The organism is Variovorax sp. 278MFTsu5.1 (assembly GCF_048305045.1).
Lineage (GTDB): Bacteria > Pseudomonadota > Gammaproteobacteria > Burkholderiales > Burkholderiaceae_C > Variovorax > Variovorax guangxiensis.
On the sequence record NZ_CP157622.1, the window covers coordinates 6,405,393 to 6,419,583 of the forward strand.

Consider the following 14,191-nt stretch of genomic DNA (forward strand, 5'->3'; position numbering starts at 1 on the left):
CGTGTGCAATGCCATTGGCTCATTCATCCGTCGATCGATGGGTGCGGCGATTTTGCCGCTGCCGGGAGCTCGCTCCGCCCCGGGTTATCGAGGGCCCATGGCGCCGGTCGTCTTCAGGCGGCTGTCGAGCATCCAGCCCATAGTGTCCTCGCCCGTCTTCGGGTGGATGAACATCACCTGAACCCATTCCTTGTACGGCGTGTAGACGGTGACGCGGTCCTTGGGTATCAGGAACTTGCCGCTGTCGCAGGCGGCGTCGGGCGCCGTGTGGAGATGCGCTCGGCCGGCGCCGACAACGACCGCGCCGTAGCGCGGGACGAAGCCAGGGCTCGCATTCGCGACCTCGTGGAGCTGTTCGCACCGTTTCGGATCGGCCGGCGCTGCCGCCGCCGCCACCTGCACCGCCGTGGCGGCCAGGCACGCCACGATCCATGAAGTTGCTCTGAACATCGGCGGATTGTCCATCGATTGAAGCGATGGGCACGCCCCGCGTCCGGCTGCGTCAGAATGGCCGCGTGCCGCCTACACCCTCTTCCTCCGCCCCGCCTCCCCTCTTCCACGCCAGCCATCTGCACAAGCGCTATGGCGACACCACGGTCGTGAACGACCTGTCGTTCGAGATCGCACCCGGCGAGTGCCTCGGCGTGATCGGCCCGAACGGCGCCGGCAAGACCACCACCATCCGCATGTGCCTGGGCCTCACCGCGCCCGACGGCGGCGAGATCTCGGCGCTGGGGCTGCAGATGCCGCGCGATGCGCTGGCGATCAAGGCGCAGCTGGGCGTGGTGTCGCAGTTCGACACGCTGGACCCCGACTTCAGCTGCGCCGAGAACCTCGTGGTGTACGGCCGCTACTTCGGCTTCAGCAAGGCGCAGGTGCGTGCGCGCGTTCCGCAGTTGCTGGAGTTCGCGGCGCTCTCGCACAAGGCCGACGCGAAGCCGGGCGAGCTCTCGGGCGGCATGCGGCGGCGGCTCTCGCTGGCGCGTGCGCTGGTCAACGACCCGAAGCTGCTGCTGCTGGACGAACCCACCACCGGGCTCGACCCGCAGGCGCGGCACCTGATGTGGGAGCGGCTGCAGGTGCTGCTGCAGCAGGGCAAGTCGATCCTGCTGACCACGCACTTCATGGACGAGGCCGAGCGCCTGTGCTCGCGCCTGCTGGTGCTGGACCACGGCCGCAAGATCGCCGAGGGCCGCCCGCGCGACCTGATCGCCGAGCACCTGGAGCCCGACGTGGTCGAGGTGTACGGCAACGGCGCGCTCTCGCTGGCCGGGTCGGCCGAGCTGAAGGCGATGGCGGCGCGCGTGGAAGTCAGCGGCGAGACGGTGTTCTTCTACACCCAGGACGCGCGGCGGCTGCTCGATGCGCTGACGCGGCACGGCGGGCTGCGCACCTTCCACCGGCCCGCGAATCTCGAAGACCTCTTTCTCAAGCTCACGGGTCGCCAGATTCGTGAAGATGGCTAGACATGAACACGACCACCACCACAACCGCGCCCCCTTCGCCCTCACCGTGGCGCCCGCCCCAGCTCTCGCTGCGCTGGTGGCCCGTGTTCCTGCGCAACCTGCTGGTGTGGCGCAAGCTCGCCATACCGAGCCTGATCGGCAACATCGCCGAACCGCTGATCTGGCTCGTGGCCTTCGGCTACGGCATGGGCGCGCTGGTGGGGCAGGTGTCGGTCGACGGCGTGAAGGTGCCGTACATCCTGTTCCTGGCGAGCGGCTCGATCTGCATGAGCGCGATGAACGCGGCGAGCTTCGAGGCGCTCTATTCGGCCTTCTCGCGCATGCACGTGCAGAAGACCTGGGACGGCATCATGAACGCCCCCGTGGGCCTGGACGACATCGTGCTGGCCGAGATGCTGTGGGCGGCGTTCAAGTCGATCTTCACCGTGACGGCCATCCTTTTCGTGATGCTGGGGCTGGGCATCAGCCACAGCCCCAAGCTCATCGTCGCGTGGATGGTGCTGATCGGCGCGGGCATCACCTTCTCCTCGATCGCGCTGATCTTCAATGCGCTGGCGAAGGGCTACGACTTCTTCACCTACTACTTCACGCTGTTCATGACGCCGATGATGTTCCTGAGCGGCGTGTTCTTTCCTCTGGAGCAATTGCCCGCCGCCGTGCAGGCAGTGGCCGCGTGGCTGCCGCTGACGAATGCCGTGGCGCTGGTGCGGCCGCTCTTCATGGACCAGTGGCCCACCGGCTGGTGGGCGCACGCGGTGGTGCTGGCGGTGTATGCGGTTGTGGCGTTCTGGATTGCGCTGGGGCTGACGCGCAAGAGGTTCAGGGCGTAGCAGCAGCGGCCTCCACGCGGCCCGGCGGAAACCACGCGATGACGCCCGCCGTCCGCGCCCGCACTTCCGGCGAGGCCAGGCAGGTGGCGACCGCTTCGTAGCCGGGTGCGCCGGAATACGGCGCGACCTGCATCGGCGGGCTGTGGTTGGCGGGACAAAGAATGATGATTTCGTCAGGGCCCACGGCGGACAGGTCCAGGATCGCGCTGGAGCGGGTGAGCATGAACATCGGCCGTGCGCCGGTGGCTCTTCGGCGCAGCCAGGCGATCAGGGCCTCCTGTGTGGGCTGGTCCAGGCCTTGCTCGATCATGTCCACGATGAGTGTGGCGGAGCGTTCGGCTTCGAGTTCGGAGAGCAGCACCGACAAGGCGTCCGACGGCGTGGCGCCGTCTTCCTCGAGCCAAGCCAAGGCCTCGTCGACTCTCGACTTCAGCCGGTTGTCGGCGTGCAGTCTTGCCTTCGCTGCTGCCGCCTCGGCTTCTTCAAGTCTGTGCAATCCCAGGAAGACTGCATCGGGCAGCGCCTCGGCAAGGCTGTGCGCAAGCCGCGTCTTGCCGCTGCCGAGCGGGCCGATGATGTAGTTCAGCGCGCGGATGTCGCGCAGCTCGAAAAGCTCGCCACCCCAGGGCCACGGAAGCCGAAACGCGACGCGAACCTCGGTGGTTGGTGCGCGCAGGTCCGCGAGTTCGCCGATGGTCGGCGTGCGGCCTTGCAGCAGATCAGTTCGCAGGCTCCGAATCTTCGCGACCGTTGCTGCAAGCCCATGCAACTGCGCCTCCAGCGCTGCCTGATGAGCCGCCAATGTCTGCTCCAGCCCCTGCGGGTCGCCTTGCAACACTCGCCCCACCTGAGCAAGGCTGAAGCCGAGCGCTCGAAGCGCGACGATTTCGGCGGCAAGGGCCATCTGCTCAGGGCCATAGACACGCCAGCCTGCAGCGGTCCGCTCGGGCTCCACCAGACCACGCTGCTCGTAGAGCCGCAGGGCCTTGGCTGACACGCCGAGCCGCCTTGCGGCTTCGGACGGGCTGAGGAATCGGGTGTTGGATCGCACGATGAGAACCTTTTTCGACGAGTCTGCCTTTGTAAGGGCTGTCCCTGGGGCCGGGTCAACAGGCCGACACGAAAACCGGGTTCATGTGCCCTGACTTCACCTCGATACTGACACTTTCAAATTACATTGCACGCAATCTAATTGCTCGCTACAATTCGGCCCATGCGCTCCACCGCCATCAACGCCGACGAAATGCTGAAGCTGGACAACCAGCTGTGCTTCGCCGTCTATTCCGCTTCGCTGGCCATGACGCGGCTGTACAAGCCGGTGCTCGAGAAGCTGCAGCTCACCTACCCCCAATACCTCGTCATGCTCGCCCTCTGGGAGCAGGACGGCCTCATGGTCTCCGAGCTCGGCGAGCGCCTCTCGCTCGATTCGGGCACGCTCACTCCGCTGCTCAAGCGCCTGGAAGCCAACGGCTACGTGGCACGGGTGCGCGACGTGGCCGACGAGCGGCGCGTGCACATCACGCTGACTGCGGCGGGCCGCAGGCTCAAGAACCGCGCATCCAGCGTGCCGGCCTGCCTGATGGCCGCGGCCGAGTGCTCGGTGCCCGAGCTGGTTTCCCTCACCCAGCAGATCCAGACGCTGCGCGACCGCATCAGGAAGGCAGCCTGACGGCAGCGCCACATTTTTCTCCCGCTCCGCTCGACCTCCGCAAGGAAAGAGAACGAAGCCTTTTCACCACCCTCCCTTCAACTTCATCACCACCAAAGGAATCACCATGACCACCAAGCTCGACAAAGTGCTCTACACCGCAGAAGCCCACACGGTCGGCGGCCGTGACGGCGCAGGCAAGTCCAGCGACGGCGCCATCGACGTCAAGCTGAGCTCGCCCGGTTCCGGCAAGCCCGGTACCAACCCCGAGCAGCTGTTCGCGGTCGGCTATGCCGCCTGCTTCATCGGCGCGATGAAGGCCGTCGGCCCGAAGATCGGCGTGAAGGTGCCGGAAGACGTCGCCATCGACTCCAGCGTTTCGCTTGGCCCGACGAACGGCGGCGCCGCCTACGGCATCGCCGTGAAGCTGGCGATCACGCTGCCCGGCCTGGATGCCGAGGCCAAGCAGAAGCTGGTCGACACGGCGCACCAGGTGTGCCCGTACTCGAACGCCACGCGCGGCAACATCGACGTCGAACTCAGCATCGCCTGAGCCTCGCGTACAAGCGAACCCGAAGCGGCCCGGCCCCAAGCCGGGCCGCTTTTTTCATGCCCGCCGATGTCTCACGGGTGACGCCAAACACGGTTGCGCGATGGCGCCTTTCATCAAGCTTGGCTAACGTAGGCGAACACCACAACCGCCAGGAGCCACGCTCATGAGCACCACCAGCCTCCTCATCCGCAAAGACCAGCTTTCCACCACGCGCCTCCACACCGCCACAGACGAAGCACTCGCCGACGGCCAGGTGCGCGTGCGCATCGACAGCTTCGCGCTCACGTCCAACAACATCACGTATGCCGCCTTCGGCGACGCGATGAGCTACTGGCAGTTCTTCCCGAGCGGCGAGGAAGGCTGGGGCAGCATCCCCGTGTGGGGCTTCGCGAGCGTGGTGCAGTCGCTGCACCCGGGCGTGCCGGTGGGCGAGCGGCTCTACGGCTACTGGCCGATGGCCTCCAGCGCGGTGCTGAGCCCCGGGCGGCTCTCGCCCGAGCGCTTCACCGACGTGGCGCCGCACCGCGCCGAACTGCCCGCCGTCTACAACCAGTATTTCCGCTGCGCGAGCGACCCGCTCTACACGGCCGGCACCGAAGACATCCAGGCCCTGCTGCGCCCGCTGTTCATCACCTCGTGGCTGATCGACGACTTCATGGCCGACAACGATTTCTTCGGCGCCGGCACCATGCTGCTGTCCAGTGCATCGAGCAAGACGGCCTACGGCACCGCCTTCCAGATGCACAAGCGCGAGGGCATCGAAGTGATCGGCCTGACCTCGCCCGCCAACGTGGCGTTCTGCGAGAGCCTTGGCTGCTACGACCGCGTGGTGACCTACGACGCGCTCGATTCCATCGCGGCCGACACGCCCTGCGTGTACGTCGACTTCGCCGGCAACGGCACGCTGCGCAACGCCATCCACGAGCGCTTCGCCAACCTGAAGTACAGCAGCTCCATCGGCGGCACCCACGTCGAGCAGCTCGCGTCCAAGGGCGCAGGCAAGGACCTGCCGGGCCCGCGCGCCACGCTGTTCTTCGCGCCGGCGCAGATCAAGAAGCGAACCACCGAATGGGGCCCCGAGGAGTTCGGCCGCCGCATGGTCGCGGCCTGGCACGACTTCATGGCCACCGTCACCGATGCGAAGGCGCCCTGGCTGCATGCCGAGCATCACAACGGCGGCGTGGCGGTGCAGGCCGCCTACGCGCAGGTGCTGGCGGGCAAGGGCGATCCGCGCACCGGCCACATCCTGTCCCTTTGCAAGCAGTCCGCCGCAGGCTGACGCCAGGGGCATCGCGCGGCGACGACAATCGCCGCATGACCCAATCTTCCGCGGCGCCCGCGAACACACATCCTTATGAGAGCCTCACGCCCGACGTGGTGCTCGACGCGCTCGCGACGCTCGGCCTGCACGGCGACGGCCGGCTCACCGGCCTGAATTCCTACGAGAACCGTGTCTACCAGGTCCACCTGGAAGACCGCAGCGTGGTGGTGGTCAAGTTCTACCGCCCCGGCCGCTGGAGCGAGGCCGAGATCCTCGAGGAGCACGGCTTCTCGCTCGAGCTGGCCGCCGCCGAGGTGCCTGCCGTGCCCCCGCTGGCCTTCGACGGCAGGACGCTGCACCACCACGCCGGCTTCGCCTTCAGCGTGGGCCCCTACCGAGGCGGCCGCGCGCCCGAGCTCGACGATTTCGAAGTGCTCGAATGGGTGGGCCGCTTCCTCGCGCGCATCCACACGGTGGGCAGCGCCAGGCCTTTCGAGGCCCGGCCCGCACTCGACCTGCAGACCTTCGGCATCGCCTCGCGCGACTGGCTGCTCGCCAACGACAAGATCCCGCTCGACGTGCAGCGCGACTGGGAAAAGGCCTGCAACGAGGCGCTGGACATGATCGGCGCCACCGCGCTCGCGGCCAGCCCGCCTTCGGCCGACTTCCAGCCCCGCAAGCTGCGCCTGCACGGCGACGTGCACCCCGGCAACATTCTCTGGACGCCCACCGACCGTCCCGGCGGCGGCCCGCACTTCGTCGACCTCGACGACGCGCGCACCGGCTTCGCGGTGCAGGACCTGTGGATGCTGCTGTCGGGCGACCGCGCACAGCGCACTTCGCAGCTGTCGGGCCTGCTCGACGGCTACGAGCAGTTCCGCGAGTTCGACCGCCGCGAACTGGCGCTGATCGAGCCGCTGCGCACGCTGCGCCTCATCCACTACAGCGCCTGGCTGGCGCGGCGCTGGGAAGACCCGATCTTCCCGATCAACTTCCCGTGGTTCGGCTCCAGCGACTACTGGAAGGGGCAGATCCTCATGCTCGAGGAGCAGTGCGAGCAGATGGCGGAAGAGCCGCTCTACGCCTGATCGCCGCGGGTGGCGGCGAGGCTTTCGGCCACGCCTTCCAGCAGCCGCTCGACCAGCACATTGGCCGGCCCGCTGCGCCAGATGCCGTAGGCCTCCGACTGAGCCACGGCCCTGTCGAGCGGCCTGAACACCGCGCCGCGCAAGGCCGAATGCCGCATCGCCTGCGGCACCAGCGCCACGCCCAGCCCCTGCGACACCCACGAGACCACCGCGAGCCAGTGCCGCACCTCGTGCCGTACCTCGGGCAAGAAGCCCGCGTCGGCGCAGATGCTCAGGATGCGCTCGTGATAGTCGGGCGAGACCTCGCGCGAGAACAGCACGAAGGGCTGCTCGCGCAGGTCGGCCGGTGCCAGCACGCGCTTGCGCGCCAATGCGTGCCCGGCGGGCAGGCAGGCCACGAAGGGCTCCGACAGCAGCAGCCGGTGCTGCAGCTCGTCCGGCACGCGGTGCGTATGGGCGAAACCCAGGTCGAGCCGGTCGTTCAGCAGCTCGGCGATCTGCATGCCCGAATTGAGCTCGCTCAGCGTGATGCGCACCGCCGGGTGCTTCGCCTGGAAGGCGCGCAGCGCCTGCGGCAGGCCCCGGTACAGCATCGCGCCGACGAAGCCGATGCGCAGCCGCCCGGCCGACCCCAGCGCCACGTCGCGCGCCTCGATGGCGGCTTCCTCGGCCTGCAGGAGCAGCCTGCGCGCCGAAACCCGCAGCGCCTCGCCCGCGGGCGTGAGCCGCACCTCCTTGCTGTTGCGCTCGAAGAGGCGCGCGCCCACGTTGTCCTCGAGCTGCCGTATGGCCACCGACAGCGGCGGCTGCGAGATCGACAGCCGCCGCGCCGCCCGCCCGAAGTGCAGCTCCTCGGCGAGCACGGAGAAATAGCGCAGGTGACGCAGTTCCATGGATAGTCAGATCGAATCGAACAAGACCGAATCGATATTAGACACGGATCGTTTCGGCTTCAACAATGCGCCAAACCAGAGACTCAAGGAGACAAAGCGCATGGCAGAGCACGCCCATCCGATCCCCGATCGCCACGGCCAGAACCTCTTCACCACCGACGCCGAGCTGCACGCCCTGCTCGCGCTCTACCTGCCCGACGACCTGCGCCGCCACATGCAGCCGCACTTCGAGCGCCTGGGCGGCCTCGCGGGCGGCCTGATCGACGAGCTGGCCGGCACCGCCGACCGCAACCCGCCGGTGCTGAAGCAGCGCACGCGCACCGGCCTGGACGAGCAGAAGATCGTCAAGCACCCCGCCTACGTGGAGATGGAGCGCCTCGCGCTCGCCGAATTCGGCCTGGCCGCCATCTCGCACCGTGACGACACGCTGGGCTGGAAGGGCAGGATGCCGCCGCTGGTCAAGTACGTGCTGACCTACCTGTTCGTGCAGGCGGAGTTCGGCCTGTGCTGCCCGGTGTCGATGACCGACTCGCTCACGCGCACGCTGAAGAAGTTCGGCAGCCCGGAGCTGGTCGCCAGATACCTGCCGCGCCTCACCTCGCTCGACTTCGACGAACTCGCGCAGGGCGCGATGTTCATGACCGAACAGGCCGCCGGCTCCGACATCGCCGCCACCGCCACGCTGGCCCGCCGCGAATCGGACGGCAGCTGGCGCCTCACGGGCGACAAGTGGTTCTGCTCCAACCCCGACGCCGACTTCGCGATGGTGCTCGCGCGCGCCGATGACGGCCCGCAGGGCATGAAGGGCGTGTCGCTCTTCCTGCTGCCGCGCCGGCTCGACGACGGCAGCCTCAACAGCTACCGCATCATCCGGCTGAAGGACAAGCTCGGCACGCGCTCCATGGCCAGCGGCGAGATCCGCCTCGAAGGCGCCACCGCCTGGCTGGTGGGCGAGGAAGGCCGCGGCTTCGTGCAGATGGCCGACATGGTCAACAACTCGCGCCTGTCGAATGGCGTGCGCGCCGCCGGCCTGATGCGCCGCGCGGTGGCCGAGGCCGAATTCATCGCATCCGAGCGCCGCGCCTTCGGCCGCACGCTGGAGCAGATGCCGCTGATGCAGCGCCAGCTCGACAAGCTGCGCCTGCCCGCCGAGCAGGCGCGCACCATGGTGTGCCAGACGGCGCTGGCGCTCGCGCGCTCCGACGCGGGCGAGCCCGATGCGTACGCGCTGCTGCGCATCCTCACGCCGCTCATCAAGTTCCGCGCCTGCCGCGATGCGCGCAAGGTCACGGGCGACGCGATGGAGGTGCGCGGCGGCTGCGGCTACATCGAGGAATGGAGCGACGCGCGGCTCGTGCGCGACGCCCACCTGGGATCGATCTGGGAAGGCACGAGCAACATCGTGGCGCTGGACGTGATCCGCGCGGTGAAGCGCGAAGGCTCGCTGCCGGTGCTGCGCGCGCACTGCGAGAAGCTGCTTGCAGATGCGGCGCTGGCTCCCGCCTTCGCCAAGGCCCTGCGCGACGCGCTCGACCGCGCCGCCGCGCTCACCGAGACCGCCGCACGCGAAGGCGGCGACGTGCTCGCGCGGCAGGCCGCATCGGCGCTCTATCACTGCACCAGCGCCATCGCCATGGCCTGGGAAGCCGCGCACGGCGGCTCCGCGGCACGCCTGCGCTGGGCGCAACTGGTGCTGCTGCACCGCGTGCTGCCGCGCGATCCGCTCTCGCCCGACGCGATGCCGGCGGACTGGAACGCCGCGGCGGCTTCGTCGGCGGCCGTGCCCGCCTGAGCCTTCTTCTTTCAATAAAACGGAGACACCCTTGAAACGCTTCACCTTCCTGCTGGCCGCCTGCGCCTCGCTGACGGCGGCCATGCCCGCTGCGCAAGCGGCCGATGCCTTTCCCTCCAAGCCCCTGATGCTGGTCGTGCCCTTCCCGCCCGGCGGTCCGACCGACGCGATGGCCCGCACCCTCGCCGCCGAGATGAAGGACCGCCTCGGCCAGCCCATGATCGTGGAGAACCGCGCGGGCGCCGGCGGCAACATCGGCGCCGAGTTCGTTGCGCGCGCCGAGGCCGACGGCCACACGCTGCTGTTCGGTACCTCGGGCCCGCTGGCCATCAACTCGAGCCTGTACCGCAAGATCAACTACGACCCGGTGAAGAGCTTCGCGCCAGTGATCCAGGTCGGCTACCTGCCGAACATCCTGGTGGTCAACCCCACGCTGCCGGTGAAGAACGTGCAGGAGCTGGTGGCCTACGCCAAGGCCAACCCGGGCAAGCTCAGCTATGCCTCGTCGGGCAACGGCGCCTCGTCGCACCTCGCGGGCGTGCTCTTCAATTCGGTGGCGGGCACCGACCTGCAGCACATTCCCTACAAGGGCACCGGCCCCGCGCTCAACGACCTGCTGGGCAACCAGGTCAGCATGACCTTCACCGACATCCTCACCGCGCTGCCCTACGTCAAGGCCGGCAAGCTGCGCGCGCTGGGCGTGGCCACCGTGGCGCGTTCGCAGGCACTGCCCGATGTGCCGACGATTTCCGAGCAGGGCTACAAGGGCTACGACGTGAGCGTGTTCTTCGGCATCGTCGCGCCGGCCGGCACGCCTGCCGACCGCGTGAACAAGCTCAACCATGCGTTCGCCGAGGTGCTGAATTCGCCCAAGGTGAAGCAGATGTTCGCGGCGCAGGGCCTCGAAGTGCCGGCCGATACATCGCCGCAGAAGCTCGGGCAGTTCATCGCAGGCGAATCGGTGAAGTGGAAGGACGTCGTGAAGAAGTCCGGCGCGCAGCTCGATTGAGAACACCGAAATGAACCAGGCCTCCAAGGGCGCCCTCGCCGGCATCCGCGTACTCGACATCTCCCGCATCCTCGGCGGCCCCTACTGCGGCCAGATCCTCGGCGACCATGGCGCCGACGTGCTCAAGGTCGAGCCGCCCCAGGGCGACGACACGCGCACCTGGGGCCCCCCCTTCAGGGAAGGCGTGGCCTCGTACTACCACGGGCTCAACCGCAACAAGCGCGTGCAGCACCTCGACTTCTCGACCGAGGAAGGCCGCGGGGCGCTGCTCGCGCTGGTGGCCGAGGCCGACGTGCTGATCGAGAACTTCAAGACCGGCACCATGGAACGCTGGGGCATCGGCTACGAGGAGCTGTCGAAGCGCTTCCCGCGCCTCGTGTGGTGCCGCGTCTCGGGCTTCGGCGCCGACGGCCCGCTGGGCGCGCTGCCGGGCTACGACGCCGCCGTGCAGGCCATGACCGGCATCATGAGCATCAACGGCGAGGCCGACGGCGGCCCGCTGCGCGTGGGCCTGCCGGTGGTCGACATGGTGACCGGCCTCAACGCGGTGATCGGCGTGCTGCTCGCGCTGCAGGAGCGCAACCGCAGCGGCCGCGGCCAGTTCGTGGAGGCGGCGCTGTACGACAGCGGCCTCTCGCTGCTGCATCCGCACGCCGCCAACTGGTTCATGGACGGCACCGAGCCCCGCCGCACCGGCAACGCGCATCCGAACATCTATCCCTACGACGCGCTGGCCACCGGCACCGATCCTGTGTTCGTGGCGGTGGGCAACGACCGGCAGTTCGCGAGCCTGTGCCGCTGCATCGGCCTGCCCGAACTCGCTGAAGACCCGCTCTTCCGCACGGCCGGCGCACGCTCGGTCAATCGCGGGCAACTCAAGCAGCGGCTCGAAGCCGCGATGGCCGCCTTCGATGGCCGCGCGCTGGTCGATCAACTCATGGCCGCCGGCGTGCCCGCCGCGCCGGTGCTGCCGGTGGATGCAGCGCTGCAGCATCCGCACACGCTTCATCGCGAGATGGTGGTGGAGATGCCCGGCGGCTACCGCGGCATAGGCGCACCGGTGAAGCTGAGCCGCACGCCGGCCAGCTACCGGCATGCGCCGCTCACGCCGGGCGATGCCTTTGTGCCTTCGGAAGACTCAGCGCAGCATTGACGACCGGCCCCGGCCGATGCCGTAGTAGGCGATGCCCGCCGACTCGGCCTGCGCCGCATCGTAGAGATTGCGCCCGTCGAAAATGACCGGCGGCGCGTTCAACTCGCCGGCGAGTTGCGCGAAGTCGGGCCGCCGGAACTCCTCCCACTCGGTGACCACGGCCAGCGCATCGGCTCCTTGCAGCGCCTCCTGCGCGGTGGTGCACCAGCGGATGTCGTCGCGCTCGCCGACGATGCCGCGCGCATTCGTCATCGCGGCAGGGTCGTAGGCCCGCACGCGCGCGCCGGCCGCCCACAGGCGTTCCAGCAGCACGAGGCTGGGCGCGTCGCGCATGTCGTCGGTGTCGGCCTTGAAGGCCAGGCCCCACACGGCGATGGTCCGGCCCGCGAGCGTGCCGCCGAAGTGCCGCGACATCAGCTCGAAGAGCCTGCCTTTCTGCTCGTGGTTGGTGGCAGCGACGGCGGAAAGGATGCGCAGCGCATGGCCCGCACGTTCGGCCGCATGCGTGAGCGCCCGCACGTCCTTCGCGAGGCAGGAGCCGCCATAGCCCACGCCGGCCTGCAGGAAGTCGGGCCCGATGCGCCGGTCGGCACCGATGCCGAGCCGAACCGCCTCGATGTCGGCGCCCGCCTGCTCGGCCACGCGCGCCATCTCGTTCATGAAGCTGATGCGGGTGGCGAGCATCGCGTTGGCCGCGTACTTGGCGAGCTCCGCCGAGCGGCGGTCCATCACGAGCAGCTGCCTTTGCGGATCTTGAATGAAAGGCGCGTAGAGCCTGGTCAGCAGCTCGATGGCCCATGGATCTTCGCTGCCGATCACCACGCGGTCGGGCCGGCGGCAGTCGCGCACGGCCGAGCCTTCACGCAGGAACTCGGGGTTCACCGCCACCGCGATGCGGTGCCGCGTGCCGCGCTGCGCGAGTTCGCCGCCCAGCACGGCCTCGACCTGCGCGGCCGTGCCCACGGGCGCGGTCGATTTGCAGACCACCAGCGCGTCGCGGTCGCGATGCCGCCCGATGGCGGCGGCCACCGCGATGACGTGCCGCAGATCGACCCGCCCCTGCGCATCGGCCGGCGTGTTCACCACGATGAAGAGCAGCTCGCCATGCTCGCAGGCCGCGCACTCGTCGGCGGTGAAGCGCAGCGTGCCCGCCGCGACGCCCGAGGCCACCAGCGCTTCCAGGCCGGGCTCATGCAGCGGCATCCGGCCGCCCTGCAGGCCCTCGATGCGCGCCGGGTCGGCGTCCGCGCAGAGCACCTCGTGGCCCGCCTCGGCCAGGCAGGCGGCGAAGCTCAGGCCCACGTAGCCCGCGCCGAAGATGGTCACCTTCATGGACGGCCCCATGGCGTGCGGCACTGGTGGCGGGAGCGGTTGTGCGATAAAAGCAGGATGCAAGCCTTCAAAACGATGTCCGGACAGGAAAATTCGATGATGCCCGATCAAGTTGCCGCGCGTTGCGCGCTGGTCCTGGAGACCAACAACCTGCGCGGCGGCGCCGATGCAGAGGCCAGGGCGGGCGCAAGCCTGCAGCGCCTCGTCGCCCTGCTGGCGAAACAGAAGCTGCCGCTGAGCGCGCTCGCGCAGGTGGTCATCACGCACGACGGATTGAGCCCTGCCACCTGTGAGGCCGTGAGCGCGCTCGCCGGCCGCCCCATCGACTTCGTGCGCATCGACACGAGCACCGGCTATTACGACGCCAAGAACGCCGGCTTCGCGGCCACCGACGCGCAGCGCTGCACGCACGTGGTGTTCGCCGATGCCGACTGCCTGCCCGACGACGACTGGCTGCTGCAGATGCTGCTGCCGTTCACCAAGGGTGCCGATGCCCCCGCCGTGGTGGCTGGCCGCACCAGCTATGCGGCCAACGTGGTGGGCACGGCCCTCACCACCATCGACTTCATGTACTTCCCCAACGCCGACCATGCGGGGGCCACGAGCAATTTCTACGCGAACAACGTGGCCTTTCGCCGCGACGTGTTCGAGCAGCACAGCTACCAGGCGCTCGACGGCGTCTACCGCGCGCACTGCCAAGTGCTCGGCATGCGGCTGAAGGCGGCGGGCGTGCCCATCCACTACGCGGCCGCGGCCCACACCGAGCACCGCCTGCCCGACACGCGCGCAGAGGCGCTGAAACTGCGCTGGATGCGCGGGCAGGACGCCTATTCGCTCACGCCGCACCTGCTGCGCAGCTACGTCTCGCCGCGCTGGCAATGGCTCGCGAAGAGCGGTCCGATCGGGCCGCTGGCGGTGCTCTTCACGCGGCTGGGCTTCAGCATGAAGGCGCTGAACCATCAGGACCTGCCGCCGCTGCGCGGACTGCGCTGGCTCGCGGGCGTGGCGCTCATCCTCGGTTTCTCGGCCGTCGACATGCTGGGCGCGTTCGCGCGCGGCATCGGCTGGCACACGACCGGGCGCACCAATGCCGATGCGCAGGCGCTGTCTTATCACCGGCCCTGATCGAGCCCCGCCTTTTTTCCTTTCCGCAGAAGAAGAACAAC

At 68.7% G+C, this 14,191-nt stretch carries 14 protein-coding genes; 10 read left to right on the plus strand and 4 right to left on the minus strand.

The features are described 5' to 3' along the window. Window positions 1-84: 84 nt before the first annotated feature. Window positions 85-450: a hypothetical protein gene (locus ABL844_RS29900; protein ID WP_184639711.1), complete on the minus strand. Its 366-nt coding sequence runs from the start codon at window positions 448-450 to the stop codon at window positions 85-87. A 26-nt stretch (window positions 451-476) separates the two neighbouring features. Here ABL844_RS29900 and ABL844_RS29905 point away from each other — a divergent pair, with 26 nt between their 5' ends. Together ABL844_RS29905 and ABL844_RS29910 are read left to right on the plus strand one after the other, a co-directional pair. Beyond that, window positions 477-1,466, plus strand: a complete 990-nt coding sequence (locus ABL844_RS29905; protein WP_240650834.1) for an ATP-binding cassette domain-containing protein — start codon at window positions 477-479, stop codon at window positions 1,464-1,466. A 2-nt stretch (window positions 1,467-1,468) separates the two neighbouring features. Further along, window positions 1,469-2,296, plus strand: coding sequence for an ABC transporter permease (locus tag ABL844_RS29910; RefSeq protein WP_418129887.1), 828 nt, complete (start codon window positions 1,469-1,471; stop codon window positions 2,294-2,296). Here the strand turns inward: ABL844_RS29910 and ABL844_RS29915 are convergent. Further along, window positions 2,286-3,347: a MerR family transcriptional regulator gene (locus tag ABL844_RS29915; RefSeq protein WP_418129888.1), complete on the minus strand. Its 1,062-nt coding sequence runs from the start codon at window positions 3,345-3,347 to the stop codon at window positions 2,286-2,288. The genes ABL844_RS29910 and ABL844_RS29915 overlap by 11 nt on opposite strands. A 162-nt stretch (window positions 3,348-3,509) precedes the next feature. Between ABL844_RS29915 and ABL844_RS29920 the strand changes: the two genes are divergently transcribed. The 4 genes from ABL844_RS29920 to ABL844_RS29935 all read left to right on the plus strand — a co-directional run bounded on the left by ABL844_RS29920 (window position 3,510) and on the right by ABL844_RS29935 (window position 6,846). Continuing rightward, a complete protein-coding gene (locus ABL844_RS29920; RefSeq protein ID WP_418129889.1) occupies window positions 3,510-3,965 on the plus strand; it encodes a MarR family winged helix-turn-helix transcriptional regulator in 456 nt (151 codons plus the stop codon). A 106-nt stretch (window positions 3,966-4,071) separates the two neighbouring features. Continuing rightward, the gene (locus ABL844_RS29925; RefSeq protein ID WP_126025461.1) at window positions 4,072-4,497 is read left to right on the plus strand and encodes an organic hydroperoxide resistance protein; all 426 of its coding nucleotides are present in this window, start codon (window positions 4,072-4,074) and stop codon (window positions 4,495-4,497) included. Between the two features lie 163 nt (window positions 4,498-4,660). Next, window positions 4,661-5,776 carry a DUF2855 family protein gene (locus ABL844_RS29930; protein ID WP_418129890.1) on the plus strand — a complete coding sequence of 372 codons (1,116 nt, stop codon included), beginning with the start codon at window positions 4,661-4,663 and terminating at the stop codon, window positions 5,774-5,776. 35 nt (window positions 5,777-5,811) lie between these two features. Beyond that, on the plus strand, window positions 5,812-6,846 hold the full coding sequence (locus ABL844_RS29935; RefSeq protein ID WP_418129891.1) for a serine/threonine protein kinase: 1,035 nt from the start codon (window positions 5,812-5,814) through the stop codon (window positions 6,844-6,846). Here the strand turns inward: ABL844_RS29935 and ABL844_RS29940 are convergent. Continuing rightward, window positions 6,837-7,739 (minus strand): LysR family transcriptional regulator, encoded by a 903-nt coding sequence (locus ABL844_RS29940; RefSeq protein ID WP_369660516.1) that lies wholly within the window; start codon window positions 7,737-7,739, stop codon window positions 6,837-6,839. The genes ABL844_RS29935 and ABL844_RS29940 overlap by 10 nt on opposite strands. A gap of 100 nt (window positions 7,740-7,839) precedes the next feature. Here ABL844_RS29940 and ABL844_RS29945 point away from each other — a divergent pair, with 100 nt between their 5' ends. Genes ABL844_RS29945 through ABL844_RS29955 form a run of 3 tightly spaced genes read left to right on the plus strand, consistent with a single transcriptional unit; the run spans window position 7,840 to window position 11,693 of the window. Next, window positions 7,840-9,531: an acyl-CoA dehydrogenase family protein gene (locus tag ABL844_RS29945; RefSeq protein WP_418129892.1), complete on the plus strand. Its 1,692-nt coding sequence runs from the start codon at window positions 7,840-7,842 to the stop codon at window positions 9,529-9,531. Between the two features lie 31 nt (window positions 9,532-9,562). Beyond that, window positions 9,563-10,540 carry a Bug family tripartite tricarboxylate transporter substrate binding protein gene (locus tag ABL844_RS29950; RefSeq protein WP_418129893.1) on the plus strand — a complete coding sequence of 326 codons (978 nt, stop codon included), beginning with the start codon at window positions 9,563-9,565 and terminating at the stop codon, window positions 10,538-10,540. A 10-nt stretch (window positions 10,541-10,550) separates the two neighbouring features. Further along, entirely contained in the window at window positions 10,551-11,693 is a 1,143-nt protein-coding gene (locus ABL844_RS29955; RefSeq protein WP_418129894.1) for a CaiB/BaiF CoA transferase family protein, read from the plus strand. Here ABL844_RS29955 and ABL844_RS29960 read toward each other — a convergent pair. Further along, window positions 11,679-13,025, minus strand: a complete 1,347-nt coding sequence (locus tag ABL844_RS29960; RefSeq protein WP_418129895.1) for a UDP-glucose dehydrogenase family protein — start codon at window positions 13,023-13,025, stop codon at window positions 11,679-11,681. The genes ABL844_RS29955 and ABL844_RS29960 overlap by 15 nt on opposite strands. Window positions 13,026-13,121: 96 nt before the next feature. Between ABL844_RS29960 and ABL844_RS29965 the strand changes: the two genes are divergently transcribed. Beyond that, entirely contained in the window at window positions 13,122-14,150 is a 1,029-nt protein-coding gene (locus tag ABL844_RS29965; RefSeq protein ID WP_418129896.1) for a glycosyltransferase, read from the plus strand. The last annotated feature ends 41 nt before the right edge of the window (window positions 14,151-14,191 follow it).

Excerpts from the sequence above, each read along its gene's own strand:
- ABL844_RS29900 (WP_184639711.1), bottom strand. The coding sequence starts at position 450 with ATGTTCAGAGCAACTTCATGGATCGTGGCGTGCCTGGCCGCCACGGCG.
- ABL844_RS29905 (WP_240650834.1), top strand. The coding sequence starts at position 477 with ATGGGCACGCCCCGCGTCCGGCTGCGTCAGAATGGCCGCGTGCCGCCT.
- ABL844_RS29910 (WP_418129887.1), top strand. The coding sequence starts at position 1,469 with ATGAACACGACCACCACCACAACCGCGCCCCCTTCGCCCTCACCGTGG.
- ABL844_RS29920 (WP_418129889.1), top strand. The coding sequence starts at position 3,510 with ATGCGCTCCACCGCCATCAACGCCGACGAAATGCTGAAGCTGGACAAC.
- ABL844_RS29925 (WP_126025461.1), top strand. The coding sequence starts at position 4,072 with ATGACCACCAAGCTCGACAAAGTGCTCTACACCGCAGAAGCCCACACG.
- ABL844_RS29930 (WP_418129890.1), top strand. The coding sequence starts at position 4,661 with ATGAGCACCACCAGCCTCCTCATCCGCAAAGACCAGCTTTCCACCACG.
- ABL844_RS29935 (WP_418129891.1), top strand. The coding sequence starts at position 5,812 with ATGACCCAATCTTCCGCGGCGCCCGCGAACACACATCCTTATGAGAGC.
- ABL844_RS29940 (WP_369660516.1), bottom strand. The coding sequence starts at position 7,739 with ATGGAACTGCGTCACCTGCGCTATTTCTCCGTGCTCGCCGAGGAGCTG.
- ABL844_RS29945 (WP_418129892.1), top strand. The coding sequence starts at position 7,840 with ATGGCAGAGCACGCCCATCCGATCCCCGATCGCCACGGCCAGAACCTC.
- ABL844_RS29955 (WP_418129894.1), top strand. The coding sequence starts at position 10,551 with ATGAACCAGGCCTCCAAGGGCGCCCTCGCCGGCATCCGCGTACTCGAC.
- ABL844_RS29960 (WP_418129895.1), bottom strand. The coding sequence starts at position 13,025 with ATGAAGGTGACCATCTTCGGCGCGGGCTACGTGGGCCTGAGCTTCGCC.
- ABL844_RS29965 (WP_418129896.1), top strand. The coding sequence starts at position 13,122 with ATGATGCCCGATCAAGTTGCCGCGCGTTGCGCGCTGGTCCTGGAGACC.